The sequence below is a fragment of the Pseudomonas sp. MC6 genome, assembly GCF_054790575.1.
This window is the reverse complement of sequence record NZ_CP186504.1, coordinates 934,319-960,515: the sequence shown is the minus strand read 5'-3', so window position 1 is coordinate 960,515 and position 26,197 is coordinate 934,319. Positions and strand designations below refer to the sequence as shown.

The following is a 26,197-nucleotide window of genomic DNA, read 5'->3' as shown; positions in this document are numbered from 1 at the left end:
ATGCACGCCGCTTTTGCCTGGCGCAGTTGCACCGGGCCATTCATTGGATACCGAGGGCTTTACTGCATGTCGAAAGAAGACAGCTTCGAAATGGAAGGCACTGTCGTCGACACCCTGCCCAACACCATGTTTCGTGTGGAGTTGGAAAATGGGCACGTCGTAACCGCGCATATTTCCGGCAAGATGCGCAAGAACTACATTCGTATTCTTACCGGTGACAAAGTGCGCGTCGAGCTGACGCCCTATGACTTGAGCAAAGGGCGCATTACTTACCGCGCTCGTTAATCAAGTCAATACAGAACGCCCGGTTTATGCCGGGCGTTTTTGTATCTGCGTTTTGGGGTTTGGGTTTGGGTTTGGGATTTGGGATTTGGGATTTGGGGGCATATCCGTTGCTGCGGTTATGGCTGCTTAGGGTTCCGCCCTTACGGCGGGTCACTTTTTCCAAACGCCGAAAAAGTAACCAAAAAGGCTCGCCCCGGCGTACGGCACTTCGCTGAGGCTCAGTGTTCCCTCGCTACGGTGTCCATCCGGGGGCATCGCCTACGGTTTGCTTCGCTGCACCTCCTCTCGATGTATGCGGCTGCGCCGCACGGCGCTGCGCGCCTACCCCCGGATGAACACCTACGCTCGGCCTGCCGAAGGGGCAATAAATCAAAAGCCACGTCAAAAGCCAAAGCCAGATCAAGAGCCCCTCACCCTAGCCCTCTCCCGGAGGGAGAGGGGACTGACCGAAGTGTTTGAGAGATGTACGCCGACGTGAAATACCGAGTTGAACGCAAATTTTGAGATGCCCACCATCGGCTCCCTCTCCCTCGGGAGAGGGCTGGGGTGAGGGGCAGCTCCAACGCAAATCCAAAGCCGACCACGCTGTGCCCCTCACCACTCAACAGGATGAGCGTTAGCTCGGCTGCAGCTTTTGATCTTTAAGGCGACATCGGAAGGCTGAGTGGAGGGATTGATCCGGGCGTGGGAGCGCAGCGACCGTTTGGCGCAGCCAAACACAGCGAGAGGAGGTGCAGCGAAGCAAACCGTAGGCGCTGCGCCCGGATCAATCCCGCAGTGAAGGAACCCCGAGCCCCAGCGAGCGGGCCGCACGTAGGAGCAAGCGTTTTTTGCTTACTTTTTTTGGCGTTTGAAAAAAAGTGAGTCGCCGTAAGGGCGAAACCCTAAGCAGCCGTTACCGCAGCAACGGATATACACACAAAAACACCAGACAACAAAAAGGCGCCCGAAGGCGCCTTCCCAATCAACATCAAGCCGTCAGGCCATCTCAGCCGTGGTCTCGAAGTCAAACGTCAACTCACCATCCTTGATGTCGATGTGCACCACACCGCCATGCTCGGCCAGCTCGCCAAACAGAATCTCCTCCGCCAACGGACGCTTGATCTTGTCCTGGATCAGACGCGCCATCGGACGTGCGCCCATCGCCGAGTCATAACCACCCGCCGCCAGCCAACTGCGCGCCGCGTCGGTGACCTCAAGCAGCACACGCTTGTCTTCCAGCTGCGCCTGAAGCTCGGTAAGGAACTTGTCCACCACGCTTTTGATGACCTCATGACTGAGGCGACCAAACTGGATAATGGTGTCCAGACGGTTGCGGAACTCCGGCGTGAAGCTCTTCTTGATCACTTCCATCGCATCAGACGAGTGGTCCTGATGGGTGAAACCGATCGAAGCACGCGCCGCCGTTTCGGCACCAGCGTTGGTGGTCATGATCACAATCACGTTGCGGAAGTCCGCCTTGCGCCCGTTGTTGTCGGTCAGCGTACCGTGGTCCATCACCTGCAGCAGCAGGTTGAAGACTTCCGGATGCGCCTTCTCGATTTCATCGAGGAGCAATACGCAGTGCGGCTGTTTGGTGATCGCTTCGGTCAACAGACCGCCCTGATCGAAACCAACATACCCAGGAGGCGCACCGATCAGACGAGATACGGTGTGACGCTCCATGTACTCGGACATGTCGAAGCGAACCAGTTCGATCCCCAACGCCTTGGCCAGTTGCCGCGCGGCCTCGGTTTTACCGACACCGGTCGGACCTGCGAACAAGAACGAACCGACTGGTTTGTCAGGCGATTTCAGGCCGGCACGCGATAGTTTGATCGCAGTCGACAGCGAATCGATCGCCGCGTCCTGACCAAACACCGTCAGTTTCAGGTCACGCTCCAGGTTACGCAGCAGCTCTTTGTCGGAGCTGGTGACGTGCTTAGGCGGAATCCGCGCGATTTTCGCGACGATGTCTTCGACGTGCGGCACTTCGATACGCTTGGCGCGCTTCTCGACCGGTTGCAGGCGCTGATACGCGCCTGCCTCGTCAATAACGTCAATGGCTTTATCCGGCATGTGTCGGTCATTGATATAGCGCGATGCCAGTTCAGCAGCGGCACGCAGCGCTTCGTCGCTGTATTCGATGTTGTGGTGTTGTTCGAAACGCCCTTTCAGGCCGCGCAGGATACCAATGGTGTCTTCCACCGATGGCTCGACGACATCGACCTTCTGGAAGCGGCGCGCCAAGGCACGATCCTTCTCGAAGATGCCGCGAAACTCCTGGAACGTGGTCGAACCGATGCAACGAATGTCGCCAGACGACAGCAGCGGCTTAAGCAGATTCGAAGCGTCCATGACCCCGCCCGACGCAGCACCCGCACCAATAATGGTGTGGATCTCGTCGATGAACAGAATGGCTTGCGGACGCTTTTTCAGTTCATTGAGCAGCGCTTTGAAACGCTTCTCGAAATCACCGCGATACTTGGTACCCGCGAGCAGAGCACCGAGATCAAGCGAATAAACAACACTGCCGGCCAGCAGATCCGGAACCTGATTGTCGACAATGCGCTTGGCCAGACCTTCGGCAATCGCGGTTTTACCCACGCCTGCTTCACCGACCAGCAGCGGATTGTTTTTGCGCCGACGCGCGAGAATCTGCGCGACACGCTCGACTTCCGACTCACGGCCGACCAGCGGATCTATTCGACCCTGACGCGCGAGTTCGTTGAGGTTGCTGGCATAAGCATCCAGAGGATTGCCTGAAGAAGAAGACTCACCGCCCTCGTCGTCCTGCATATCTTGTTCACCTTCAGAGTGATCGCCATGCCCCGGCACTTTGGAAATGCCGTGAGCGATGTAGTTGACGACATCGATGCGCGCAACGCTCTGCTGTTTCAGCAGGAACACTGCCTGACTCTCTTGCTCACTGAAGATGGCAACCAGCACGTTGGCGCCGGTTACTTCGCGTTTGCCCGAGCTCTGTACGTGGAAAACAGCACGTTGCAGTACACGCTGGAAGCCCAGTGTTGGCTGGGTTTCGCGATCTTCGTCATGAACGGGGATCAATGGCGTGGTGGAGTCGATGAACTCCTGCAGGTCATGCTTGAGTTTGTCGAGGTTTGCGCCGCAGGCACGCAAAACGGTGGCGGCAGCCTCATTGTCCAATAGGGCCAGCAAAAGGTGTTCGACGGTCATGAATTCATGACGTTTCGAACGAGCCTCCTTGAAGGCTAGATTGAGGGTGACTTCGAGCTCGCGGTTTAACATAGCTTCACCTCATACCCAAGTGGTCGGCGATTAACCGTCCTTCTCGATTTCACAGAGTAGCGGATGCTGGCTTTCCCTGGCGTACTGGTTGACCTGCATGGCCTTTGTCTCGGCGATGTCGCGGGTAAACACTCCACATACTGCCCGTCCTTCTGTGTGAACGGCCAGCATGACCTTGGTCGCCAGCTCGCGATTCAGGTTAAAAAACACCTCGAGCACTTCGACGACGAAATCCATCGGTGTGTAGTCATCATTAAACAAAACCACCTTGTACATCGGCGGCGCCTGTAACGCAGGCTTTGCTTCCTGAACAGCAACGCCTGCCGAATCGTCGTCGTGCTCCTCTGGAAGATCCTTTTGGAGAAGCGGGCGATCCTGATTGAATGTTAGTCGAATCTGGCTGATTGCATGCATGGAAAGAAAGGTTCGTCAGTTGTGCAAATACAGTGGTGGGGGCGGTTGTCCACGTTTTCAACTCCGACTGCCCGGTCACCTTGACTATCGGGAAAACGGTGTTACAACCAATAGAACCCACAGTGGGTAAAAAAGATCCGCGGAGTCAATTCTTTTAACGAATAAGATTGCGGATGAATTGGATGATACTCCAGCGATGGAGTCTGTTGCAGAGGGATTTGAGCATGGCTGTCGGCAAGGTGAAATGGTTCAACAATGCCAAGGGATTCGGCTTTATCAATACCGACGCCCGCGAAGGCCGCGATGAGGATGACAAAGAGATCGATTTCTTTGCGCACTACTCCGCCATTGAGATGGACGGGTATAAAACCCTCAAGGCTGGACAAATGGTGAGTTTTGAGATTGTTCAAGGCCCCAAGGGGCTGCATGCCCTAAAAATCACAAACGTCATCATTGAACCATCCAGCCCCGCTGAGAGTGCTGCTTTTGGCGCTGCCGCTGCCGCTGCCGCCGCAACTGCCAAAGCGTGAGCTGACTGATCTTCACCTGAATATCCCAAGCAATAAAAAACCGCCTGACTCAATGAAGAATCAGGCGGTTTTTATGTGCCCGCGTTTTTACATATGCGAAATCAACGCATCCCCGAAGCCCGAAGACGAAACCAGCTTGGCCCCATCCATCAAACGTTCGAAGTCATAAGTCACGGTCTTGGCACCAATGGCGCCGCTGGTACCCTTGATAATAAGATCCGCCGCTTCGGTCCAGCCCATATGGCGGAGCATCATCTCAGCCGAGAGAATCAGCGAACCCGGGTTGACCTGATCCTTGCCGGCGTACTTCGGCGCCGTACCGTGGGTGGCTTCGAACATCGCCACGGTGTCGGACAGGTTGGCGCCCGGCGCGATACCGATACCGCCCACTTCCGCCGCCAGAGCATCGGAGAGGTAGTCGCCGTTCAGGTTCAGGGTCGCAATCACATCGTACTCGGCCGGGCGCAACAGGATCTGCTGGAGCATGGCGTCAGCGATAGCGTCCTTGACCACAACGTTCTTGCCGGTTTTCGGGTTCTTGAACTGCATCCACGGGCCGCCGTCGAGCAGGGTCGCGCCGAATTCTTCAGCGGCCACTTCGTAGGCCCACTCTTTGAAGGCACCTTCGGTGAACTTCATGATGTTGCCTTTGTGCACGATAGTCAGCGAATCGCGATCGTTATCCACTACATATTGCAGGGCCTTGCGCGCCAGACGCTTGGTGCCTTCCAGGGAAACCGGCTTGACGCCGATGCCGCAGTTTTCGTCGAAACGGATCTTGGTGACGCCCATTTCTTCTTTAAGGAATTTGATGACTTTGGTGGCTTCCGGCGAACCGGCCTTCCACTCGATGCCCGCGTAGATGTCTTCGGAGTTCTCGCGAAAAATGGTCATGTCCACATCGCCAGGCTTTTTCACCGGGCTCGGCACGCCTTCGAACCAGCGCACCGGGCGCAGGCAGACGTACAGGTCGAGTTGCTGACGCAGGGCCACGTTCAGCGAGCGGATGCCACCACCGACCGGGGTGGTCAGCGGGCCTTTGATGGAAACCACGTAATCCTTGACTGCATCGAGGGTTTCCTGAGGCAGCCAGGTGTCCTGATCGTAAACCTGAGTGGCTTTTTCCCCGGCGTAGACTTCCATCCAGGAAATCTTGCGTTTACCGCCGTATGCCTTTTGAACTGCAGCATCGACAACCTTGATCATCACCGGACTGATGTCGACACCAATGCCGTCACCTTCGATGAAGGGGATGATCGGGTTATCAGGAACATTGAGAGAATGGTCTGCATTGACGGTGATTTTGTCGCCGACGGCTGGAACCTGAATCTTCTTGTAACCCATGCTGAACTCCATTGTTTGGATTGAACATCTGGCTTGGTTCGAGCGTAACCCAGTTAAATCAACACGCAAACCCTCTGTTCGTGGCGCAGCTACATCTCGTTTCGTACAAGCCTGAAAGCAAAGGGAAAAGCGCCAAACTCAAGCATTCGCGACGACTCTACGCGCCACCCTGCCCTGCGACCTTTAGACCAATGGACGAGAATCGTTGCATATGAACCATCGGCAGATTGCCAGCTACCTATGTATAATGCCGCCCGCTGACCACAGGGTCACGACGGCTGGCCTCTCTAGAACGAGACTTTCCGCCTGATTGGTCGGGTTGTTACCGCAGCCTGACTGCTTGACGCTCTACTGATGCACCCAACATCACCGCGAAGAATCTCGACATTCGGTTCATGGATGACTTTGAACGAACGCGCTTACCCGGCGCCCCTCGAGTTTCTGCGCACGCTTTAGCAAAGAAGAGAGAGTTAATCCGAATATGCCCACCCGCTCGAAGATCATCTATACCTTCACCGACGAAGCTCCAGCCCTCGCCACCTATTCCCTGCTGCCGATCATCGAGGCGTACACCGCTTCGGCCGATATCGCCGTGGAAACCCGCGATATCTCTCTTGCAGCACGTATTCTGGCCAGCTTCCCCGAGCAACTGGGCGACAAAGCCGTAGCCGACCACCTCGCCGAACTGGGCGACCTGGCCGTTACGCCTGAAGCCAACATCATCAAGCTGCCGAACATCAGCGCTTCGGTGCCACAGCTGCAAGCCGCGATCAAAGAGCTGCAAGCTCAGGGTTACAACCTGCCGGACTACCCGGAAACCGTAACCAGCGACGCCGACAAAGACGCCAAGGCGCGTTACGACAAGGTCAAGGGCAGCGCCGTGAACCCGGTTCTGCGTGAAGGTAACTCCGACCGTCGCGCACCGCTGTCGGTGAAGAACTATGCGCGCAAGCACCCGCACAAAATGGGCGCCTGGGCCAAAGACTCCAAGTCCCACGTCGCTCACATGAGCACCGGCGATTTCTACGGCAGCGAAAAAGCTGCCCTGATCGACGCCGCTGACGCCGTGAAGATCGAGCTGATCGCCAAAGACGGCACCGCGACCGTTCTGAAAGAAAAAACCACCGTTCAGGCTGGCGAGATCCTCGACTGCGCCGTGATGAGCAAAAACGCCCTGCGCGCGTTCATCGCTGCTGAAATCGAAAGCGCCAAGGCGCAAGGCGTGCTGCTCTCGGTGCACCTGAAAGCGACCATGATGAAGGTCTCCGACCCGATCATGTTCGGCCAGATCGTTGCCGAGTTCTACAAAGACGCACTGACCAAGCACGCTGACGTGCTGGCCGAGATCGGCTTCAACCTGAACAACGGCATCGGCGATCTGTACGCGCGCATCAAAGCCTTGCCGGCTGAGCAGCAAGCACAGATCGAAGCTGACATGGCCGCCGTCTACGCTGCTCGCCCATCGCTGGCGATGGTCAACTCCGACAAAGGCATCACCAATCTGCACGTGCCGAGCGACGTTATCGTCGACGCCTCGATGCCAGCAATGATCCGTGACTCCGGCAAGATGTGGGGCACCGACGGTCAGCTGCACGACACCAAGGCTGTGATCCCGGATCGTTGCTACGCGACCATCTACCAGGCCGTGATCGAAGATTGCAAAGCCAATGGCGCTTTCGACCCGACCACCATGGGCAGCGTGCCAAACGTTGGCTTGATGGCGAAGAAAGCCGAAGAGTACGGCTCGCACGACAAGACTTTCCAGATCAAGGCTGATGGCGTGGTTCGCGTCACCGACAGCAAGGGCAACCTGCTGATGGAACAGGCTGTTGAAGCCGGCGACATCTTCCGCATGTGCCAGACCAAAGACGCGCCGATCCAGGACTGGGTCAAACTGGCCGTCAACCGTGCTCGCGCAAGCGCAACTCCAGCGATCTTCTGGCTGGACCCAATGCGCGCTCACGATGGCGTAGTGATCGAGAAGGTTCAGGCTTACCTGAAGGATCACGACACCACCGGTCTGGACATCCAGATCATGGCGCCAGTCGACGCGATGAAGTTCACCCTGCAGCGCACCCGCGAAGGCAAGGACACCATTTCGGTGACCGGCAACGTACTGCGCGACTACCTGACCGACCTGTTCCCGATCATGGAACTGGGCACCAGCGCCAAGATGCTGTCGATCGTGCCGCTGATGAACGGCGGTGGCCTGTTCGAAACCGGCGCCGGCGGTTCGGCTCCGAAGCACGTGCAGCAACTGGTTGAAGAGAACTTCCTGCGCTGGGATTCGCTGGGCGAGTTCCTCGCACTGGCAGCATCCCTCGAGCATCTGGGTGTGAACTACAACAACCCGAAAGCCCTGGTGCTGTCGAAAACCCTGGATCAGGCCACCGGCCAGTTCCTCGACAACAACAAGTCGCCATCGCGCAAAGTCGGCAACATCGACAACCGCGGCAGCCACTTCTATCTGGCGATGTACTGGGCTCAGGCCCTGGCTGCCCAGACTGAAGACGCTGCACTGCAAGCGCAGTTCGCGACTCTGGCAAAAACCCTGACCGAGAACGAAGCAACCATCGTTGCCGAACTCAACGCCGTTCAGGGCAAGCCAGTCGACATCGGCGGTTACTACCACGCCAATGCCGAGCTGATCAGCAAGGCCATGCGCCCAAGCGCAACCCTCAACGCGGCGATTGCTGCGCTGGTTTAAGGTTGTAGCGCTGTAAACGAACCCCGGCCCTGTGCCGGGGTTTGTGTTTCCAGAGCTCACACAATTCCCCTGTGGGAGCGAGCCTGCTCGCTCCCACAGGGGGGATTGGGTTTCAATTCTATATTTGAGGACATCCTATGGAATGGCTCCCCCACATCACCGTCGCCACTATCGTCGAGGACAACGGTCGCTTCCTGATGGTCGAGGAACACAAGGCCGGGCGCAATGTGCTCAACCAGCCCGCCGGACATCTCGACCCGGACGAAACCCTGATCGACGCCGCCGTACGCGAAACCCTCGAAGAAACCGGCTGGGACGTCGAACCCATCGGCGTTATCGGCATTTACCTGTACACCGCGCCGAGCAACGGCGTGACCTACCAACGCGTGTGTTTCAGCGCCAAAGCCATCAAACATCATCCGGATTACCAGCTCGACGACGGCATCGTCCGCGCCAAGTGGCTGACCCGTGACGAATTAATGACTCAGCGCGACAACTGGCGCAGTGAGCTGATCATCCGTTGCATCGACGATTATCTGGCCGGTCATCACTTCAGCCTCGAACTGATCCGCCCTTCTCTTTAGCCTTGAGGCCGCGAGCCTGCTAGAATCGCGTCCTTTTTCAAGACACTCATTGAATCCCTATGCGTGATCCAGCCCCTTCTGACACATCCAAGAAGCGCGTCATTGTCGGCATGTCCGGCGGCGTGGACTCTTCCGTTTCCGCTCTCCTGCTGATCGAGCAGGGCTATGAAGTGGAAGGCCTGTTCATGAAGAACTGGGAAGAAGACGACGGAACGGAATACTGCACCGCCATGGACGACCTGGCGGATGCCCAGGCTGTCTGCGACAAGATTGGCATCAAGCTGCACACCGCCAACTTCGCCGCCGAGTACTGGGACAACGTGTTCGAGCACTTCCTCGCCGAATACAAGGCCGGTCGTACACCGAACCCGGACATCCTGTGTAACCGCGAGATCAAGTTCAAGGCGTTCCTCGATTACGCCATGATGCTCGGCGCCGATCTGATCGCCACCGGTCACTACGTGCGCCGCCGCGACATTGATGGTCGTACCGAACTGCTCAAAGGCCTCGATCCGAACAAGGATCAGAGCTACTTCCTGCACGCCGTAGGCGGCGAACAGATCGCCAAGACCCTGTTCCCGGTCGGTGAACTGGAAAAGCCGGAAGTGCGCGCAATTGCCGAGAAATACGAGCTGGCCACCGCGAAGAAGAAGGATTCCACCGGGATCTGCTTCATCGGCGAGCGTCGCTTCAGCGACTTCCTCAAGCAATACCTGCCGGCGCAACCGGGCGAAATCAAGACCACCGAAGGCGAGGTCATCGGCCGTCACCACGGTTTGATGTATCACACCATCGGTCAGCGCCAGGGCCTCGGCATCGGCGGCTTGAAAGACGCCGGCGACGAGCCGTGGTACGTGCTGCGCAAGGATCTCGACACCAACGAGTTGATCGTCGGCCAGGGCAACAACCATCCGTGGCTGTTCTCCGGCGCCCTGCTCGCTTCGGAAATCTATTGGGTCAACCCGATCAACCTGAGCCAGCCGCTGCACCTGACCGCCAAAGTGCGTTATCGCCAGAGCGATCAGGCCTGCACCCTGGAAAAAACCGCCAACGGTTACCGCGCCGTGTTCGACGAACCGCAACGCGCGGTGACGCCGGGCCAGTCCGTGGTGTTCTACGACGGTGAAATCTGCCTCGGTGGCGGCGTGATCGAAGTCGCCGAGCCATGGAGCGGCCAGGCATGAGCCCGACTCAGGAGCAACTGACGGCGCTCGGCGGGGTGTTTCTCGCCGCCGTGCTGGTCGACCGGATCGCCAAAACCGGCCAGACCAGCGAGGCCGGTCTGACCTGCATGCTCGGCAGTCTGCTGGTGCGCGACCCGAAGGACACGCTGGACGTGTACGGCGGCGATGACCTTAATCTGCGCGAGGGCTACCGCGCACTGATCGGCGCCCTCGAACGCGACCCGAGCACGTTGCAGCGCGAGCCGTTGCGTTATGCGCTGTCGATGCTGGGTTTGGAGCGTCAACTGGCCAAGCGCAACGACATGCTCGACACCATCGGCAAGCGCTTGCCGCAGATTCAGTCGCAAGTCGAGCATTTCGGCCCGGCCCACGAAAACGTGGTCGCGGCTTGCGGCGCCCTGTATCAGGACACCCTGAGCACCCTGCGCCAACGCATTCAGGTGCATGGCGACATGCGCAATCTGCAGCAGCCGAGCAATGCCTCGAAGATCCGTGCCCTGCTGCTCGCCGGCATTCGTTCAGCGCGCCTGTGGCGACAGCTCGGCGGCCATCGCTGGCAGTTGGTGATCAGCCGGCGCAAGCTGCTCAAAGAGCTGTATCCGTTGATGCGCAGCGAGTAATTCGCCCTGCAATAAAAGCTTTGTAGTCTGTAACGCGTAATACGCCGGTCAGTTGGCAACGGACCGGCGGATTTTTTCATGTATGATACGCGCCCCATTTCGTTGCCCGACTGTCCGAGAACACCCCATGCAGCTTTCTTCGCTCACTGCGGTTTCCCCTGTTGACGGCCGCTACGCCGGCAAAACCCAGGCCCTGCGCCCGATTTTCAGCGAGTACGGTCTGATCCGTGCCCGCGTTCTGGTTGAAGTGCGCTGGCTCCAGCGCCTGGCCGCCCACGCTGGTATCCCTGAAGTGCCAGCCTTCTCCGCCGAGGCCAACGCCGTTCTCAATGAACTGGCTGAAAACTTCTCGCTGGAGCACGCCGAGCGCGTCAAAGAGATCGAGCGCACCACCAACCACGACGTCAAAGCGATCGAATACCTGCTCAAAGAGCAGGCGGCCAAGCTGCCGGAGCTGGCCAAGGTCAGCGAGTTCATCCACTTTGCCTGCACCAGCGAAGACATCAACAACCTGTCCCACGCCCTGATGCTGCGCGAAGGCCGTGACGACGTGATGCTGCCGCTGATGCGCCAGACCGCCAACGCGATCCGCGAACTGGCCATCCGTTTCGCTGACGTGCCAATGCTGTCGCGCACCCACGGTCAACCGGCCTCCCCGACTACTTTGGGTAAAGAGCTGGCGAACGTGGTTTACCGTCTCGAGCGTCAGATCGCTCAGGTCGCTGCCGTGCCGCTGCTGGGCAAGATCAACGGCGCCGTCGGCAACTACAACGCGCACCTGTCGGCCTACCCGCAGATCGACTGGGAAGCCAACGCCCGCGCCTTCATCGAAGACGAGCTGGGTCTGGGTTTCAACCCGTACACCACGCAGATCGAACCGCACGACTACATCGCCGAGCTGTTCGACGCGATCGCGCGCTTCAACACCATCCTGATCGACTTCGACCGTGATATCTGGGGCTACATCTCCCTGGGTTATTTCAAACAGCGCACCATCGCTGGCGAAATCGGTTCGTCGACCATGCCGCACAAGGTCAACCCGATCGACTTCGAAAACTCCGAAGGCAACCTCGGTATCGCCAACGCACTGTTCCAGCACCTGGCGAGCAAACTGCCGATCTCCCGCTGGCAGCGCGACCTGACCGACTCCACCGTCTTGCGCAACCTCGGTGTCGGCTTCGCCCACAGCGTGATCGCCTACGAAGCCAGCCTTAAAGGCATCAGCAAACTGGAGCTCAACGAGCAGAAGATTGCCGCTGACCTCGACGCTTGCTGGGAAGTGCTGGCTGAGCCGATCCAGACCGTGATGCGCCGCTACAACATCGAAAACCCGTACGAGAAGCTGAAAGAACTGACTCGCGGCAAGGGCATCAGCCCTGAAGCGTTGCAGACTTTCATCGACGGCCTGGACATGCCAGCGCAAGCGAAAGCCGAGCTCAAGCAACTGACCCCGGCCAACTACATCGGCAACGCTGTAGCGCAAGCCAAACGCATCTGATCGACCGCTTGATCCGTTTGAGACGCCCGGCCGCGCCGGGCGTTTTTATTCCCGTATGAAAAGTGCTTTTTTTCAATAGGTTACATATGAATCCCGATATTCCTCTTCAACTTCTGGGTGGCATCACGGCGCGCGAGTTCCTGCGCGACTACTGGCAGAAAAAGCCACTGCTGATCCGCCAGGCGATTCCTGACTTCGAAAGCCCGATCGACGCCGACGAACTGGCCGGCCTGGCCCTGGAAGAAGAAGTCGAGTCGCGCCTGGTGATCGAGCACGGCGAGCGTCCATGGGAACTGCGTCGCGGCCCGTTCGCTGAAGACGAATTCAGCAAGTTGCCGGAAAAAGAGTGGACCCTGCTGGTTCAAGCCGTCGACCAATTCGTACCGGAAGTCAGCGAGCTGCTGGAAAACTTCCGTTTCCTGCCGAGCTGGCGCGTCGACGACGTGATGATCAGCTTCGCCGCTCCGGGTGGCAGCGTCGGTCCGCACTTCGATAACTACGACGTGTTCCTGCTGCAAGGCCACGGCAAGCGCAACTGGAAAATCGGCCAGATGTGCGATTCCGAAAGCCCGCTGCTGCAACACGCCGATCTGCGCATCCTCGCTGAATTTCACGAGAGCGAAGAGTGGGTCCTGGAGCCGGGCGACATGCTCTACCTGCCGCCGCGTCTGGCCCATTGCGGTGTCGCGGTCGACAACTGCATGACTTACTCGGTTGGCTTCCGTGCGCCGAGCGCTTCCGAAGTACTGACCCACTTCACCGACTTCCTCAGCCAGTTCCTGACTGACGAAGAGCGCTACACCGATGCCGACGCACAACCAGCGGCTGATCCACATCAGATTCAACACGATGCACTGGATCGCCTGAAAGCCCTGCTCGCCGAGCACATGAGCGACGAGCGCCTGCTGCTGACCTGGTTCGGCCAGTACATGACCGAGCCGCGCTACCCGGAACTGGTGGCCGGCCCGGAAGAAATCGAAGAAGAAGACTTCCTCGCCGCCCTGCAGGATGGCGCCGTACTGATCCGCAACCCGAGCGCGCGCCTGGCCTGGTCGGAAGTCGATGACGACCTGCTGCTGTTCGCCAGCGGCCAGAGCCGTTATCTGCCGGGCAAGCTGCGCGAGCTGTTGAAGCTGATCTGCGCCGCCGACGCCCTGCACACCGACAACCTCGGTGAGTGGCTGAACGACGAAGACGCTTGCGGCCTGCTGTGCCAGCTGGTCAAGCAAGGGAGCCTGGGGTTCGCCGATGAATAAGATTCGCGTACGTGTCGCAGACTGGCAGAAGGACATCGCCGAGATCCGGCGCATTCGTGAAACGGTGTTCATCGCCGAACAATCGGTGCCACCTGAGTTGGAATGGGACGCGGACGACGCGACCGCCGTGCATTTTCTGGCGTTTGAAGGCGACTTTCCGATTGGTACTGCGCGCCTGTTGCCCGATGGGCACATTGGCCGGGTTTCAGTACTGAAAGACTGGCGCGGGATGAAGGTCGGTGATGCGCTGATGCAAGCGGTCATTGCTGAAGCTGAAGAACGTGGGTTGAAGCAGCAAATGCTCAGTGCTCAGGTGCAAGCCACGGCGTTTTATGAACGCTTGGGTTTCAGCCTGGTCAGCGAGGAATTCCTCGAAGCCGGGATTCCGCATGTCGATATGGTTCGGCATTCGGCATAAAACCGCGGCGCGGCCTTCGCGAGCAGGCTCGCTCCCACAGGGGATCTCCAGCGGACACGATATTTGTGTCAGACAGAGATTTAATGTGGGAGCGAGCCTGCTCGCGAAGAGGCCAGCAAGCACACCACAAAACGCCCCGACATCAACCGATGCCGGGGCGTTTTGCTGTCTACGATTCAACTTGCCCCACCCAAGGCCGACAAACTGGCAATATCAAGCCTTTCGAAAGCGGAGATAACGGACATGTCCCTACGCACCCTGCTCACCACCCTGCTGCTCGGTTGCAGTTTCTCGGTGATGGCAGCCACAGAAATCGTGCCTCTCAATTACCGCACCAGCGCCGACATGCTGCCGATGGCACAAGACTTCCTCGGCAAGGACGGCCAGGTCAGCGCCTACGGCAACCAACTGATCATCAAGGCCGAACCGGACAAGATTCAGGAACTCAAGGCACTGATTACCCAACTCGACACCGCGCCCAAGCGCCTGCTGATCAGCGTCGACACCAACGAAAACAATGGTCGGGGCGACGAGGGTTATTCGGTCAATGGCGCCCAGCCAAGTCAAACCCGCATCATCAGCCGCAGCACCACCAGCCGTGAAGGCGGCGTGCAACAGGTGCAAGCCACCGATGGCATGCCGGCGCTGATTCAAGTCGGGCAAAGTGTGCCAATCACCAATGTTCAGAGCGATTCCTACGGCGGTTACAACAGCCAGACGCAATACCGCAACGTCACCCAAGGTTTCTACGTCACCGCCAGCGTCACCGGCGACATCGTTCACCTGGCGATCAGTACCAACCGTGACCGCATGAGCCAGGAACGTCCCGATGTAGTGAACGTGCAAAGCACCGACACAACTGTCAGCGGGCGCCTCGGCGAGTGGATCACCCTCGCCGGCGTCAATCGCCAGACCCAGGCCGATAAACAGGGCCTGACCCGCAGCTACTCGACTCAAGGCCGGGATGACATGACCTTGCGAGTGAAAGTCGACGCATTGGACTAAAGCACCGAAAACTGACTGATTAGTCGTATTAGACGAAAGATGTAGTGCTTTAAAAAAAGCACTACAAAACGTTTGACGGGGTAAAAAAGCGAAGGCATGATGGCCTCGCTCCCGCTAATCAGAGGCCCTGGCAAGGGCCTTCGAAGCGATGTTCGCACCTACCCCGCGAACCGCTTCGTGTCTGTACCGCCCACAAGGTGTGTTTGACGAGGTTGCCGACTGGAACGAAGTTGTCCCGAGGGACGGAAGCGTATTTAGGTAACCCGGCTTCACACTGTAGAACGTATAGAGGCCCACGACGCCCGAATGCGCCCACAGTCCGCCACTACCTGCTCACTTCCCCTCGAGCCCATCGTTCATCCCGTCGCCTACCCCGCCGAATCCGACTTGACCACCTAAGCTTCTGGTCAGCGAGCGCAGGAATTTTCCACCGCAGAACAACTTTTCATAAAAGACGCGACGAGGTTTATCTCCATGGCACTGACACGCGAACAGCAAATTGCAGCCCTCGAAAAAGACTGGGCTGAAAACCCGCGCTGGAAAGGCGTGACACGCACTTACTCCGCTGCTGACGTCGTCCGTCTGCGTGGCTCGGTTCAACCTGAGCACACCTTTGCAAAAATGGGCGCCGACAAGCTGTGGAACCTGGTCACCCAGGGTGCCAAGCCGTCCTTCCGTCCTGAGAAAGATTTCGTCAACTGCATGGGCGCCCTGACTGGCGGCCAGGCTGTTCAGCAGGTTAAAGCCGGTATCCAGGCGATCTACCTGTCGGGCTGGCAAGTGGCTGCGGACAACAACTCCGCAGAATCCATGTACCCGGACCAGTCGCTGTACCCGGTGGATTCGGTTCCAACCGTGGTCAAGCGCATCAACAACTCGTTCCGTCGTGCTGACCAGATCCAGTGGAAAGCCGGCAAGAACCCGGGCGACGATGGCTACATCGACTACTTCGCGCCGATCGTGGCTGACGCCGAAGCCGGTTTCGGCGGCGTGCTGAACGCCTACGAGCTGATGAAGAGCATGATCGAAGCAGGCGCCGCCGGCGTTCACTTCGAAGACCAACTGGCTTCCGTGAAAAAATGCGGTCACATGGGCGGTAAAGTACTGGTTCCTACTCAGGAAGCCGTACAGAAGCTGACCGCTGCTCGTCTGGCTGCTGACGTTGCCGGTACCCCGACCATCATTCTGGCCCGTACCGACGCCAACGCTGCTGACCTGCTGACTTCCGATTGCGACCCGTACGACCAGCCGTTCGTGACTGGCGAGCGCACTCAGGAAGGTTTCTACAAGGTCCGCGCCGGCCTGGATCAAGCCATTGCTCGTGGCCTGGCTTACGCGCCATACGCCGACCTGATCTGGTGCGAAACCGCCAAGCCGGATCTGGACGAGGCTCGTCGTTTCGCCGAAGCGATCAAAAAGGAATACCCGGACCAACTGCTGTCGTACAACTGCTCGCCTTCCTTCAACTGGAAGAAAAACCTCGACGACGCGACCATCGCCAAGTTCCAGCGCGAACTGTCCGCCATGGGTTACAAGCACCAGTTCATCACCCTGGCCGGCATTCACAACATGTGGCACAGCATGTTCAACCTGGCGCATGACTACGCCCGCAACGACATGACTGCCTACGTGAAACTGCAGGAGCAGGAATTCGCTGACGCCGCCAAGGGTTACACCTTCGTGGCGCACCAGCAGGAAGTGGGCACCGGCTACTTCGACGACATGACCACCGTGATTCAAGGTGGCTCGTCCTCGGTAACCGCACTGACCGGTTCGACTGAAGAAGAACAGTTCCACTGATTCGGCTTCGCTGAGCAAACGGCCTCTGCGGATCGTATAGAAAGCTAACCGCAGAGCCGCAAAACTGACGCCCCGACTGGTTCGGGGCGTTTTTTTTGCCCCGATTTAATGAACACCAAAAATCCCTGTAGGAGTGAGCCTGCTCGCGATAGCCGTGGGTCAGTTTGCGCAGCGGTGACTGAACCACCGCTATCGCGAGCAGGCTCACTCCTACAGGGATCGGCGTCGTTCGGAGAAAACATTGATCCAGCGCGGTACATCCGTCAGAAAAATCCGCTAAAACGGGCGCCGTCGCTACTTGCAGTAACGCGCAAGTAAGACAACTTCCCAACTAACGACCCGCTCAACAGTTGCAAATACACTCCAAACGATATCAATTATCATTTAGCCACAACTATGTTCGTTACATTCCCTACAAAACATTATTTGCATAAACCCGCCTAATGCCCGCAACGCATGGGCTGCAGGGCATTGGAGATGCGCTATGTCCTTATTCCAATAAATAATTTCGCTATAGGAATTTTACTTGCAGGGTGTTTAGCCATAAAATCAGCGCGATTGATTGCTGCGACATATCGTCACTGCCTATTTCTTTATCAAGCTCAGAGACCTTTGCTCTCTGTTAAGGATTACCAGCATGCCCGAAGCGACAGGACTCATGGCCCACAACTGGGGCTTTGCCATTTTCCTTCTGGGTGTCGTCGGCCTGTGTGCCTTCATGCTTGGCGTCTCCAGCCTCCTCGGGTCAAAAGCCTGGGGTCGCAGCAAAAACGAACCGTTCGAGTCCGGCATGCTACCTACCGGTGGCGCCCGCTTGCGGCTCTCAGCCAAATTCTATCTGGTCGCGATGCTCTTCGTGATCTTCGATATCGAAGCCCTCTTTCTCTTTGCATGGTCTGTGTCCGTCCGCGAAAGCGGCTGGACCGGATTCGTCGAAGCTCTCGTTTTCATAGCAATTCTGTTGGCAGGTCTTGTCTACCTGTTCCGAGTGGGCGCCCTTGACTGGGCTCCGGAAGCTCGTCGCAAGCGGCAGGCGAAGCTGAAACAATGAGGCTTTGGCAATGCAATACAATCTCACCAGGATCGACCCCGATGCTCCTAACGAGCAGTATCCGATTGGCGAACGGGAAACCGTTTCCGATCCGTTAGAAGATCAAGTCCACAAAAACATTTTCATGGGCAAGCTGGAAGACGTGCTGAGTGGCGCGGTCAACTGGGGACGTAAGAACTCCCTGTGGCCGTACAACTTCGGCTTGTCGTGCTGCTACGTGGAAATGACCACCGCCTTCACGGCGCCCCACGACATCGCGCGCTTTGGCGCCGAAGTTATCCGGGCATCGCCGCGTCAGGCCGACTTCATGGTTATCGCCGGCACCTGCTTCATCAAGATGGCGCCGATCATCCAGCGTCTCTACGAGCAGATGCTCGAACCGAAGTGGGTTATCTCCATGGGTTCGTGCGCTAACTCCGGTGGCATGTACGACATCTACTCTGTGGTTCAAGGGGTGGACAAGTTCCTGCCCGTGGACGTCTACGTACCTGGCTGCCCTCCTCGTCCGGAAGCATTTCTGCAAGGCTTGATGCTGTTGCAGGAATCGATCGGCAAGGAGCGTCGTCCGCTTTCCTGGGTCGTTGGTGATCAAGGCGTTTATCGCGCCGACATGCCTTCGCAGAAGGAACAGCGCCGCGAACAGCGAATCGCAGTCACCAACCTGCGCAGCCCTGACGAAGTCTGATCCAGATCTGTTCTGAAAAAGAAACGAGAAGCTGGCTTCATTCTTTACGTTGACCGAAAGCGAAAAAATAACCATGACTACAGGCAGCGCTCTGTACATCCCGCCTTATAAGGCAGACGACCAGGATGTGGTCGTTGAATTGAACAACCGTTTTGGCGCCGAAGCGTTCACCGCTCAGCCGACCCGCACCGGCATGCCGGTGCTGTGGGTGGCGCGTGCCAGACTCGTCGAAGTCCTGACCTTCCTTCGTAACCTGCCCAAGCCGTACGTCATGCTCTATGACCTGCACGGCGTGGACGAGCGTCTGCGCACCAAGCGTCAAGGGCTGCCGAGCGACGCCGAGTTCACCGTGTTCTATCACCTCATGTCGCTGGAGCGTAATAGTGACGTGATGATCAAGGTCGCCTTGTCCGAGAGCGACCTCAGCTTGCCGACCGTCACCAGCATCTGGCCGAACGCCAACTGGTACGAGCGTGAAGTCTGGGACATGTTCGGTATCGACTTCAAAGGTCACCCGCACCTGTCGCGCATCATGATGCCGCCGACCTGGGAAGGTCACCCGCTGCGCAAGGACTTCCCGGCGCGCGCCACCGAATTCGATCCGTACAGCCTCAACCTCGCCAAGCAACAGCTCGAGGAAGAAGCCGCGCGTTTCCGTCCGGAAGACTGGGGCATGAAGCGTTCCGGCCCGAACGAGGACTACATGTTCCTCAACCTCGGCCCGAACCACCCTTCGGCGCACGGTGCATTCCGCATCATTCTGCAACTGGACGGTGAAGAGATCGTCGACTGCGTGCCGGACATCGGTTACCACCACCGTGGTGCCGAGAAGATGGCCGAGCGTCAGTCGTGGCACAGCTTCATCCCGTACACCGACCGTATCGATTACCTCGGCGGCGTGATGAACAACCTGCCGTACGTGCTCTCGGTCGAGAAGCTGGCCGGCATCAAGGTGCCTGAGAAGGTCGACGTCATCCGCATCATGATGGCCGAGTTCTTCCGAATCACCAGCCACCTGCTGTTCCTCGGGACTTACATCCAGGACGTTGGTGCGATGACCCCGGTGTTCTTCACCTTCACCGACCGCCAGAAGGCGTACACGGTGATTGAAGCCATTACCGGTTTCCGTCTGCACCCGGCCTGGTACCGCATCGGTGGTGTTGCCCACGACCTGCCGCGCGGCTGGGAAAAACTGGTGAAAGACTTCGTTGAATGGCTGCCAAAACGCCTCGACGAATACACCAAGGCTGCCCTGCAGAACAGCATCCTCAAGGGTCGTACCATTGGCGTCGCCCAGTACAACACCAAAGAAGCCCTGGAATGGGGCGTCACCGGTGCTGGCCTGCGTTCGACCGGTTGCGATTTCGACCTGCGTAAAGCGCGTCCGTACTCGGGCTACGAGAACTTCGAGTTCGAAGTACCGCTGGCTGCCAACGGCGATGCCTACGACCGCTGCATGGTTCGCGTTGAAGAGATGCGCCAAAGCATCAAGATCATTGACCAGTGCATGCGCAACATGCCGGAAGGCCCGTACAAGGCGGATCACCCGCTGACCACGCCGCCGCCGAAAGAGCGCACGCTGCAGCACATCGAAACCTTGATCACGCACTTCCTGCAAGTTTCGTGGGGCCCGGTGATGCCGGCCAACGAATCCTTCCAGATGATCGAAGCGACCAAGGGCATCAACAGTTATTACCTGACGAGCGACGGCGGCACCATGAGCTACCGTACCCGGATCCGCACTCCAAGCTTCCCGCATCTGCAACAGATCCCTTCGGTGATCAAAGGCAGCATGGTCGCGGACATGATTGCGTACCTGGGTAGTATCGATTTCGTTATGGCCGACGTGGACCGCTAAGCATGAACAGCACGCTTATCCAGACAGACCGTTTCACCCTCAGTGAAACCGAGCGCTCGGCCATCGAGCACGAGCTGCATCACTACGAAGACCCGCGCGCGGCGTCGATCGAAGCCCTGAAGATCGTTCAGAAAGAACGCGGCTGGGTGCCGGATGGCGCCTTGTACGCGATCGGCGAGATCCTTGGCATCCCGGCCAGCGACGTTGAAGGTGTGGCGACGTTCTATAGCCAGATTTTTCGTCAGCCGGTTGGCCGTCACATCATTCGCGTCTGCGACAGCATGGTCTGCTACATCGGCGGCCACGAGTCGGTGGTCAGCGAAATCCAGAACAATCTGGGCATCGGCCTGGGTCAGACCACCACCGACGGTCGTTTCACCCTGCTGCCTGTCTGCTGCCTCGGCAACTGCGACAAGGCACCGGCGCTGATGATCGACGACGACACCTTTGGTGATGTGCAGCCTGCTGGCGTCGCCAAACTGCTCGAGGGCTACGTATGACCCTGACATCTTTCGGTCCTGCCAACCGCATTCAGCGTTCGGCCGAGACTCACCCGCTGACCTGGCGTCTGCGCGATGACGGCGAAGCCGTGTGGCTCGACGAGTACCAGGCCAAGAACGGTTACGCTGCGGCGCGCAAAGCCTTCGCCGACATGGATCAGGACGCTATCGTCCAGACCGTGAAAGACGCCGGCCTCAAAGGTCGCGGCGGTGCAGGTTTCCCCACTGGCGTGAAGTGGGGCCTGATGCCCAAAGACGAATCCATCAACATCCGCTACCTGCTGTGCAACGCGGATGAAATGGAGCCGAACACCTGGAAAGACCGCATGCTGATGGAGCAACTGCCCCATCTGCTGATCGAAGGCATGCTGATCAGTGCTCGCGCGCTGAAAACCTACCGTGGCTACATATTCCTGCGTGGCGAATACACCACCGCCGCCAAGCACCTCAACCGTGCCGTGGAAGAAGCCAAGGCTGCTGGCCTGCTGGGCAAAAACATTCTGGGCAGCGGCTTCGATTTCGAGTTGTTCGTCCACACCGGCGCCGGGCGCTACATCTGCGGTGAAGAAACCGCGCTGATCAACTCCCTCGAAGGCCGCCGCGCCAACCCGCGCTCCAAGCCGCCCTTCCCTGCCGCCGTCGGCGTGTGGGGCAAGCCGACCTGCGTGAACAACGTCGAAACCCTGTGCAACGTGCCGGCGATCATTGCCGACGGTGTTGACTGGTACAAATCGTTGGCCCGCGAAGGCAGCGAAGACATGGGCACCAAGCTCATGGGCTTCTCCGGCAAAGTCAAAAACCCGGGCCTGTGGGAACTGCCATTCGGCGTCACCGGTCGCGAGTTGTTCGAAGACTACGCCGGCGGCATGCGCGACGGTTTCAAACTCAAGGCCTGGCAGCCAGGTGGCGCCGGTACCGGTTTCCTCCTGCCTGAACACCTCGACGCACAAATGTACGCCGGCGGCATCGCCAAAGTGGGCACCCGTATGGGTACCGGCCTGGCCATGGCGGTGGACGACAGCGTCAACATGGTCTCCTTGCTGCGCAACATGGAGCAGTTCTTCGCTCGCGAGTCGTGCGGTTTCTGCACCCCGTGCCGTGATGGTCTGCCATGGAGCGTCAAGCTCTTGATGGCCATCGAACAAGGCCGCGGTCAGCCAGGCGACATCGAGACCCTGCTGGGTCTGGTCAACTTCCTCGGCCCGGGCAAAACCTTCTGTGCTCACGCACCGGGTGCCGTGGAGCCGTTGGGCAGCGCCATCAAATACTTCCGTCCAGAGTTCGAAGCCGGTATCGCGCCAGTCAGCGCCGCCGTCCCGCCTCTGGCAAGGCCGATCGTAATCGGCGCGTAAACGCTTAAAAAGGCGAAGGGTCCGTGCCCTTCGCCTTTCGTCCGATGACGCCTTTCGGGGCTGACTGGATTCGGACGGATAACAAGATTCCATTAGCCACGCCCGCTGACACCGGGCCAACGAAGACCTTTGAACCATGGCCACTATCCACGTAGACGGCAAAGCGCTCGAAGTCGACGGGGCAGACAACCTGTTACAGGCATGTCTGTCGCTGGGCCTCGACATCCCTTATTTCTGCTGGCACCCCGCGCTTGGTAGCGTCGGGGCCTGCCGCCAGTGCGCGGTCAAGCAGTACACCGACGAGAACGACACCCGTGGTCGCATCGTCATGTCCTGCATGACCCCGGCCACCGACAACACCTGGATCTCCATCGAAGATGAAGAATCCAAAGCGTTCCGCGCCAGTGTTGTTGAATGGCTGATGACCAACCACCCGCACGACTGCCCTGTGTGCGAAGAAGGCGGTCATTGCCACCTGCAAGACATGACAGTGATGACCGGCCACAACGAGCGCCGTTATCGCTTCACCAAACGCACCCACCAGAACCAGCAACTGGGCCCGTTCATTTCCCACGAAATGAACCGCTGCATCGCTTGCTACCGCTGCGTGCGTTTCTACAAGGATTACGCCGGCGGCACCGACCTCGGTGTATTCGGCGCCCACGACAACGTGTACTTCGGTCGCGTTGAAGACGGCACCCTCGAAAGCGAGTTCTCCGGCAACCTCACCGAGGTCTGCCCAACCGGTGTGTTCACCGACAAGACTCACTCCGAGCGTTACAACCGCAAGTGGGACATGCAATTCGCGCCGAGCATCTGCCACGGCTGCTCGAGCGGTTGCAACATCTCCCCGGGCGAGCGTTACGGTGAGCTGCGTCGCATCGAAAACCGTTTCAACGGTTCGGTGAACCAGTACTTCCTGTGCGACCGTGGCCGTTTCGGTTATGGCTACGTCAACCGCACCGACCGTCCACGTCAGCCGCTGCTGGCCGACGGCACCAAGCTCGGTCTGGATGCCGCGCTGGATAAAGCCGCTGACCTGCTGCGCGGTCGCAACATCGTCGGTATCGGTTCGCCGCGCGCCAGCCTCGAAAGCAACTATGCGTTGCGCGAACTGGTTGGCGCCGAGCACTTCTACTCGGGTATCGAAGCGTCCGAACTGGAGCGCATCCGTCTGGTCCTGCAAGTGCTGAAAGACAGCCCGTTGCCAGTGCCGAACATGCGCGACATCGAAGACCACGACGCGATTTTCGTCCTCGGTGAAGACCTGACCCAGACCGCCGCCCGTGTGGCGCTGTCCCTGCGTCAGTCGGTCAAAGGTAAAGCTGAAGACATGGCCGAAGCCATGCGCGTTCAGCCTTGGCTCGACGCTGCGGTGAAGAACATCGGTCAGCACGCGCTGAACCCGCTGTTCATCGCCAGCCTGGCTGAAACCAAGCTCGACGACATCGCTGAAGAATGCGTACACGCTGCTCCGGATGACTTGGCACGCATCGGTTTCGCCGTTGCTCACGCACTGGACGCCAGCGCGCCGGCCGTTGAAGGTCTGGACGCCGAAGCACTGGAACTGGCTCAGCGTATTGCTGACGCCCTGCTCGCTGCCAAACGTCCGCTGATCATCGCCGGTACTTCGCTGGGCTCCAAAGCCTTGATCGAAGCCGCTGCCAACATCGCCAAGGCCCTAAAGCTGCGCGAGAAAAACGGTTCGATCAGCCTGATCGTGCCGGAAGCCAACAGCCTTGGTCTGGCCATGCTCGGTGGCGAATCGGTGGATGCGGCGCTGCAAGCCGTCATCGACGGTAAGGCTGACGCGATCGTTGTGCTGGAAAACGATCTGTACACCCGCACCGCCAAAGACAAGGTCGATGCTGCACTGAACGCTGCGCAAGTGGTGATCGTTGCTGACCATCAGAAGACGGCTACCAGCGACCGCGCGCACCTGGTGCTGCCAGCCGCAAGCTTCGCTGAAGGCGACGGTACTTTGGTCAGCCAGGAAGGTCGCGCCCAGCGCTTCTTCCAGGTTTTCGACCCACAATACATGGATGCGAGCATCCTGGTTCACGAAGGCTGGCGCTGGCTGCACGCCCTGCGCGCGACCCTGCTGAACCAACCGATCGACTGGACGCAACTCGACCACGTCACCGCTGCCGTTGCTTCAAGCACCGAGCAACTGGCGCGTATCGTCGACGCTGCACCATCGGCGGCGTTCCGCATCAAGGGTCTGAAACTGGCGCGTGAGCCGCTGCGTTATTCCGGTCGCACCGCGATGCGCGCCGACATCAGCGTTCACGAACCACGCACCCCGCAAGACAAAGACACCGCGTTCGCCTTCTCCATGGAAGGTTACTCGGGCTCTGCCGAACCGCGTCAGCAGGTGCCATTTGCATGGTCGCCGGGCTGGAACTCGCCACAAGCGTGGAACAAGTTCCAGGACGAAGTCGGCGGTCACATCCGTGCTGGCGACCCGGGCACCCGCCTGATCGAAAGCACTGGCGATTCGCTGAACTGGTTCGCTGCAGCACCGCGCGCATTCAACCCGGCGCCGGGCACCTGGCAAGCCGTGCCGTTCTTCCACCTGTTCGGCAGCGAAGAAAACTCTTCGAAAGCCGCACCGGTTCAAGAGCGCATTCCGGCTCCGTACGTGGCTCTGGCCAAGTCGGAAGCGGATCGTCTGGGCGTCAATGACGGTGCCCTGCTGAGCCTGAACGTGGCCGGTCAGACCCTGCGTCTGCCGCTGCGTATCAATGAAGAACTGGGCGCAGGTCTGGTGGCATTGCCTGCGGGCATCGCCGGCATTCCACCGGCATTCGCCGGCGTATCCGTCGACGGTCTGCAGGAGGCAGCGCAATGACCTGGTTCACCCCTGAAGTGATCGATGTGATCCTCTCGGTCGTCAAAGCCATCGTGATTTTGCTGGCCGTTGTGGTGGCAGGCGCGTTGCTCAGCTTTGTCGAACGTCGCCTGCTGGGCTGGTGGCAGGACCGTTACGGTCCGAACCGCGTTGGCCCGTTTGGTATGTTCCAGATCGCCGCCGACATGCTGAAGATGTTCTTCAAGGAAGACTGGACCCCGCCTTTTGCCGACAAAGTGATCTTCACTTTGGCGCCGGTGGTGGCCATGTCCGCCCTGCTGATCGCCTTTGCGATCATCCCGATCACCCCGACCTGGGGTGTCGCGGATCTGAACATCGGCCTGCTGTTCTTCTTCGCCATGGCCGGTCTGTCGGTCTACGCGGTGTTGTTCGCCGGCTGGTCGAGTAACAACAAGTTCGCCCTGCTCGGCAGCTTGCGTGCGTCGGCGCAGACCGTGTCCTACGAAGTGTTCATGGGCCTGGCCCTGATGGGCATCGTGGTGCAGGTCGGCTCGTTCAACATGCGCGACATCGTCGAGTACCAGGCGCAGAACCTGTGGTTCATCATTCCGCAGTTCTTCGGCTTCTGTACCTTCTTCATCGCTGGCGTCGCCGTGACTCACCGTCACCCGTTCGACCAGCCGGAAGCGGAACAGGAACTGGCCGACGGTTACCACATTGAATACGCCGGTATGAAATGGGGCATGTTCTTCGTCGGTGAATACATCGGCATCATCCTGATCTCGGCGCTGCTGGTCACCCTGTTCTTCGGTGGCTGGCACGGTCCGTTCGGCATCTTGCCGCAACTGGCGTTCGTCTGGTTCGCACTGAAGACCGCGTTCTTCATCATGCTGTTCATCCTGCTGCGCGCTTCCATCCCGCGTCCGCGTTATGACCAGGTGATGGATTTCAGCTGGAAATTCTGCCTGCCACTGACCCTGATCAATTTGCTGGTGACCGCTGCGGTCGTGTTGTGGAACACGCCTGCAGTCGCGGTTCAGTGAGG

21 protein-coding genes are annotated in these 26,197 nt (G+C 58.8%); 18 read left to right on the top strand and 3 right to left on the bottom strand.

What is annotated here, in order from left to right:
- Window positions 1-66 precede the first annotated feature (66 nt).
- Window positions 67-285 (top strand): translation initiation factor IF-1, encoded by a 219-nt coding sequence (gene infA / locus ACOYXE_RS04400; RefSeq protein ID WP_002553999.1) that lies wholly within the window; start codon window positions 67-69, stop codon window positions 283-285.
- Window positions 286-1,263: 978 nt separating this feature from the next.
- On the opposite strand, the gene clpA is transcribed toward infA, so the two are convergent.
- Both clpA and clpS read right to left on the bottom strand, forming a co-directional pair.
- The gene (clpA, locus tag ACOYXE_RS04395) at window positions 1,264-3,534 is read right to left on the bottom strand and encodes an ATP-dependent Clp protease ATP-binding subunit ClpA (protein WP_007920210.1); all 2,271 of its coding nucleotides are present in this window, start codon (window positions 3,532-3,534) and stop codon (window positions 1,264-1,266) included.
- A gap of 30 nt (window positions 3,535-3,564) precedes the next feature.
- Window positions 3,565-3,948, bottom strand: coding sequence for an ATP-dependent Clp protease adapter ClpS (gene clpS, locus ACOYXE_RS04390; RefSeq protein WP_016987405.1), 384 nt, complete (start codon window positions 3,946-3,948; stop codon window positions 3,565-3,567).
- A gap of 224 nt (window positions 3,949-4,172) precedes the next feature.
- On the opposite strand from clpS, the gene ACOYXE_RS04385 reads away from it, so the two are divergent.
- Window positions 4,173-4,478 carry a cold shock domain-containing protein gene (locus ACOYXE_RS04385; RefSeq protein ID WP_460927891.1) on the top strand — a complete coding sequence of 102 codons (306 nt, stop codon included), beginning with the start codon at window positions 4,173-4,175 and terminating at the stop codon, window positions 4,476-4,478.
- An 87-nt stretch (window positions 4,479-4,565) separates the two neighbouring features.
- Here the strand turns inward: ACOYXE_RS04385 and icd are convergent, their stop codons facing one another.
- Window positions 4,566-5,822: an NADP-dependent isocitrate dehydrogenase gene (gene icd / locus ACOYXE_RS04380; protein ID WP_460927889.1), complete on the bottom strand. Its 1,257-nt coding sequence runs from the start codon at window positions 5,820-5,822 to the stop codon at window positions 4,566-4,568.
- A gap of 481 nt (window positions 5,823-6,303) precedes the next feature.
- Here icd and ACOYXE_RS04375 point away from each other — a divergent pair, with 481 nt between their 5' ends.
- The 16 genes from ACOYXE_RS04375 to nuoH all read left to right on the top strand — a co-directional run bounded on the left by ACOYXE_RS04375 (window position 6,304) and on the right by nuoH (window position 26,195).
- Window positions 6,304-8,529 (top strand): NADP-dependent isocitrate dehydrogenase, encoded by a 2,226-nt coding sequence (locus tag ACOYXE_RS04375; protein WP_460927887.1) that lies wholly within the window; start codon window positions 6,304-6,306, stop codon window positions 8,527-8,529.
- 137 nt (window positions 8,530-8,666) lie between these two features.
- Window positions 8,667-9,113 (top strand): NUDIX hydrolase, encoded by a 447-nt coding sequence (locus ACOYXE_RS04370; protein ID WP_160058620.1) that lies wholly within the window; start codon window positions 8,667-8,669, stop codon window positions 9,111-9,113.
- Window positions 9,114-9,172: 59 nt separating this feature from the next.
- On the top strand, window positions 9,173-10,297 hold the full coding sequence (mnmA, locus tag ACOYXE_RS04365) for a tRNA 2-thiouridine(34) synthase MnmA (RefSeq protein WP_405123327.1): 1,125 nt from the start codon (window positions 9,173-9,175) through the stop codon (window positions 10,295-10,297).
- Complete coding sequence (gene hflD / locus ACOYXE_RS04360; protein WP_038362633.1) at window positions 10,294-10,917, top strand: high frequency lysogenization protein HflD; 624 nt, start codon at window positions 10,294-10,296, stop codon at window positions 10,915-10,917. The genes mnmA and hflD overlap by 4 nt, the downstream gene beginning before the upstream one ends.
- A gap of 127 nt (window positions 10,918-11,044) precedes the next feature.
- Entirely contained in the window at window positions 11,045-12,415 is a 1,371-nt protein-coding gene (gene purB, locus ACOYXE_RS04355) for an adenylosuccinate lyase (RefSeq protein WP_016987412.1), read from the top strand.
- A gap of 86 nt (window positions 12,416-12,501) precedes the next feature.
- Complete coding sequence (locus ACOYXE_RS04350) at window positions 12,502-13,671, top strand: ribosomal protein uL16 3-hydroxylase (protein ID WP_160058623.1); 1,170 nt, start codon at window positions 12,502-12,504, stop codon at window positions 13,669-13,671.
- Window positions 13,664-14,089 carry a GNAT family N-acetyltransferase gene (locus ACOYXE_RS04345; protein ID WP_034155132.1) on the top strand — a complete coding sequence of 142 codons (426 nt, stop codon included), beginning with the start codon at window positions 13,664-13,666 and terminating at the stop codon, window positions 14,087-14,089. Before ACOYXE_RS04350 ends, ACOYXE_RS04345 begins: the two co-directional genes overlap by 8 nt.
- A gap of 243 nt (window positions 14,090-14,332) precedes the next feature.
- Window positions 14,333-15,094 (top strand): secretin N-terminal domain-containing protein, encoded by a 762-nt coding sequence (locus ACOYXE_RS04340; RefSeq protein WP_460927883.1) that lies wholly within the window; start codon window positions 14,333-14,335, stop codon window positions 15,092-15,094.
- Window positions 15,095-15,568: 474 nt separating this feature from the next.
- Window positions 15,569-16,894, top strand: a complete 1,326-nt coding sequence (aceA, locus tag ACOYXE_RS04335; RefSeq protein ID WP_007920195.1) for an isocitrate lyase — start codon at window positions 15,569-15,571, stop codon at window positions 16,892-16,894.
- A 637-nt stretch (window positions 16,895-17,531) separates the two neighbouring features.
- On the top strand, window positions 17,532-17,945 hold the full coding sequence (locus tag ACOYXE_RS04330; RefSeq protein ID WP_003223812.1) for an NADH-quinone oxidoreductase subunit A: 414 nt from the start codon (window positions 17,532-17,534) through the stop codon (window positions 17,943-17,945).
- Window positions 17,946-17,955: 10 nt separating this feature from the next.
- On the top strand, window positions 17,956-18,630 hold the full coding sequence (locus ACOYXE_RS04325; protein WP_053121628.1) for a NuoB/complex I 20 kDa subunit family protein: 675 nt from the start codon (window positions 17,956-17,958) through the stop codon (window positions 18,628-18,630).
- A 73-nt stretch (window positions 18,631-18,703) separates the two neighbouring features.
- Complete coding sequence (gene nuoC, locus ACOYXE_RS04320; protein WP_160058625.1) at window positions 18,704-20,488, top strand: NADH-quinone oxidoreductase subunit C/D; 1,785 nt, start codon at window positions 18,704-18,706, stop codon at window positions 20,486-20,488.
- Between the two features lie 2 nt (window positions 20,489-20,490).
- Complete coding sequence (nuoE, locus tag ACOYXE_RS04315; RefSeq protein WP_007920186.1) at window positions 20,491-20,988, top strand: NADH-quinone oxidoreductase subunit NuoE; 498 nt, start codon at window positions 20,491-20,493, stop codon at window positions 20,986-20,988.
- The gene (gene nuoF / locus ACOYXE_RS04310) at window positions 20,985-22,340 is read left to right on the top strand and encodes an NADH-quinone oxidoreductase subunit NuoF (RefSeq protein ID WP_007920184.1); all 1,356 of its coding nucleotides are present in this window, start codon (window positions 20,985-20,987) and stop codon (window positions 22,338-22,340) included. Before nuoE ends, nuoF begins: the two co-directional genes overlap by 4 nt.
- A 136-nt stretch (window positions 22,341-22,476) precedes the next feature.
- On the top strand, window positions 22,477-25,191 hold the full coding sequence (nuoG, locus tag ACOYXE_RS04305; protein WP_160058626.1) for an NADH-quinone oxidoreductase subunit NuoG: 2,715 nt from the start codon (window positions 22,477-22,479) through the stop codon (window positions 25,189-25,191).
- Entirely contained in the window at window positions 25,188-26,195 is a 1,008-nt protein-coding gene (gene nuoH / locus ACOYXE_RS04300) for an NADH-quinone oxidoreductase subunit NuoH (RefSeq protein WP_007920179.1), read from the top strand. The genes nuoG and nuoH overlap by 4 nt, the downstream gene beginning before the upstream one ends.
- The last annotated feature ends 2 nt before the right edge of the window (window positions 26,196-26,197 follow it).

Bases quoted from the DNA above. Each gene is read 5' to 3' on its own strand.
- purB (WP_016987412.1), top strand. From the start codon at position 11,045: ATGCAGCTTTCTTCGCTCACTGCGGTTTCCCCTGTTGACGGCCGCTAC.
- ACOYXE_RS04385 (WP_460927891.1), top strand. From the start codon at position 4,173: ATGGCTGTCGGCAAGGTGAAATGGTTCAACAATGCCAAGGGATTCGGC.
- nuoH (WP_007920179.1), top strand. From the start codon at position 25,188: ATGACCTGGTTCACCCCTGAAGTGATCGATGTGATCCTCTCGGTCGTC.
- icd (WP_460927889.1), bottom strand. From the start codon at position 5,822: ATGGGTTACAAGAAGATTCAGGTTCCAGCCGTCGGCGACAAAATCACC.
- ACOYXE_RS04345 (WP_034155132.1), top strand. From the start codon at position 13,664: ATGAATAAGATTCGCGTACGTGTCGCAGACTGGCAGAAGGACATCGCC.
- nuoE (WP_007920186.1), top strand. From the start codon at position 20,491: ATGAACAGCACGCTTATCCAGACAGACCGTTTCACCCTCAGTGAAACC.
- ACOYXE_RS04330 (WP_003223812.1), top strand. From the start codon at position 17,532: ATGCCCGAAGCGACAGGACTCATGGCCCACAACTGGGGCTTTGCCATT.
- ACOYXE_RS04340 (WP_460927883.1), top strand. From the start codon at position 14,333: ATGTCCCTACGCACCCTGCTCACCACCCTGCTGCTCGGTTGCAGTTTC.
- aceA (WP_007920195.1), top strand. From the start codon at position 15,569: ATGGCACTGACACGCGAACAGCAAATTGCAGCCCTCGAAAAAGACTGG.
- ACOYXE_RS04370 (WP_160058620.1), top strand. From the start codon at position 8,667: ATGGAATGGCTCCCCCACATCACCGTCGCCACTATCGTCGAGGACAAC.
- nuoC (WP_160058625.1), top strand. From the start codon at position 18,704: ATGACTACAGGCAGCGCTCTGTACATCCCGCCTTATAAGGCAGACGAC.
- ACOYXE_RS04375 (WP_460927887.1), top strand. From the start codon at position 6,304: ATGCCCACCCGCTCGAAGATCATCTATACCTTCACCGACGAAGCTCCA.
- nuoG (WP_160058626.1), top strand. From the start codon at position 22,477: ATGGCCACTATCCACGTAGACGGCAAAGCGCTCGAAGTCGACGGGGCA.
- ACOYXE_RS04325 (WP_053121628.1), top strand. From the start codon at position 17,956: ATGCAATACAATCTCACCAGGATCGACCCCGATGCTCCTAACGAGCAG.
- nuoF (WP_007920184.1), top strand. From the start codon at position 20,985: ATGACCCTGACATCTTTCGGTCCTGCCAACCGCATTCAGCGTTCGGCC.
- clpS (WP_016987405.1), bottom strand. From the start codon at position 3,948: ATGCATGCAATCAGCCAGATTCGACTAACATTCAATCAGGATCGCCCG.
- mnmA (WP_405123327.1), top strand. From the start codon at position 9,173: ATGCGTGATCCAGCCCCTTCTGACACATCCAAGAAGCGCGTCATTGTC.
- infA (WP_002553999.1), top strand. From the start codon at position 67: ATGTCGAAAGAAGACAGCTTCGAAATGGAAGGCACTGTCGTCGACACC.
- hflD (WP_038362633.1), top strand. From the start codon at position 10,294: ATGAGCCCGACTCAGGAGCAACTGACGGCGCTCGGCGGGGTGTTTCTC.
- ACOYXE_RS04350 (WP_160058623.1), top strand. From the start codon at position 12,502: ATGAATCCCGATATTCCTCTTCAACTTCTGGGTGGCATCACGGCGCGC.
- clpA (WP_007920210.1), bottom strand. From the start codon at position 3,534: ATGTTAAACCGCGAGCTCGAAGTCACCCTCAATCTAGCCTTCAAGGAG.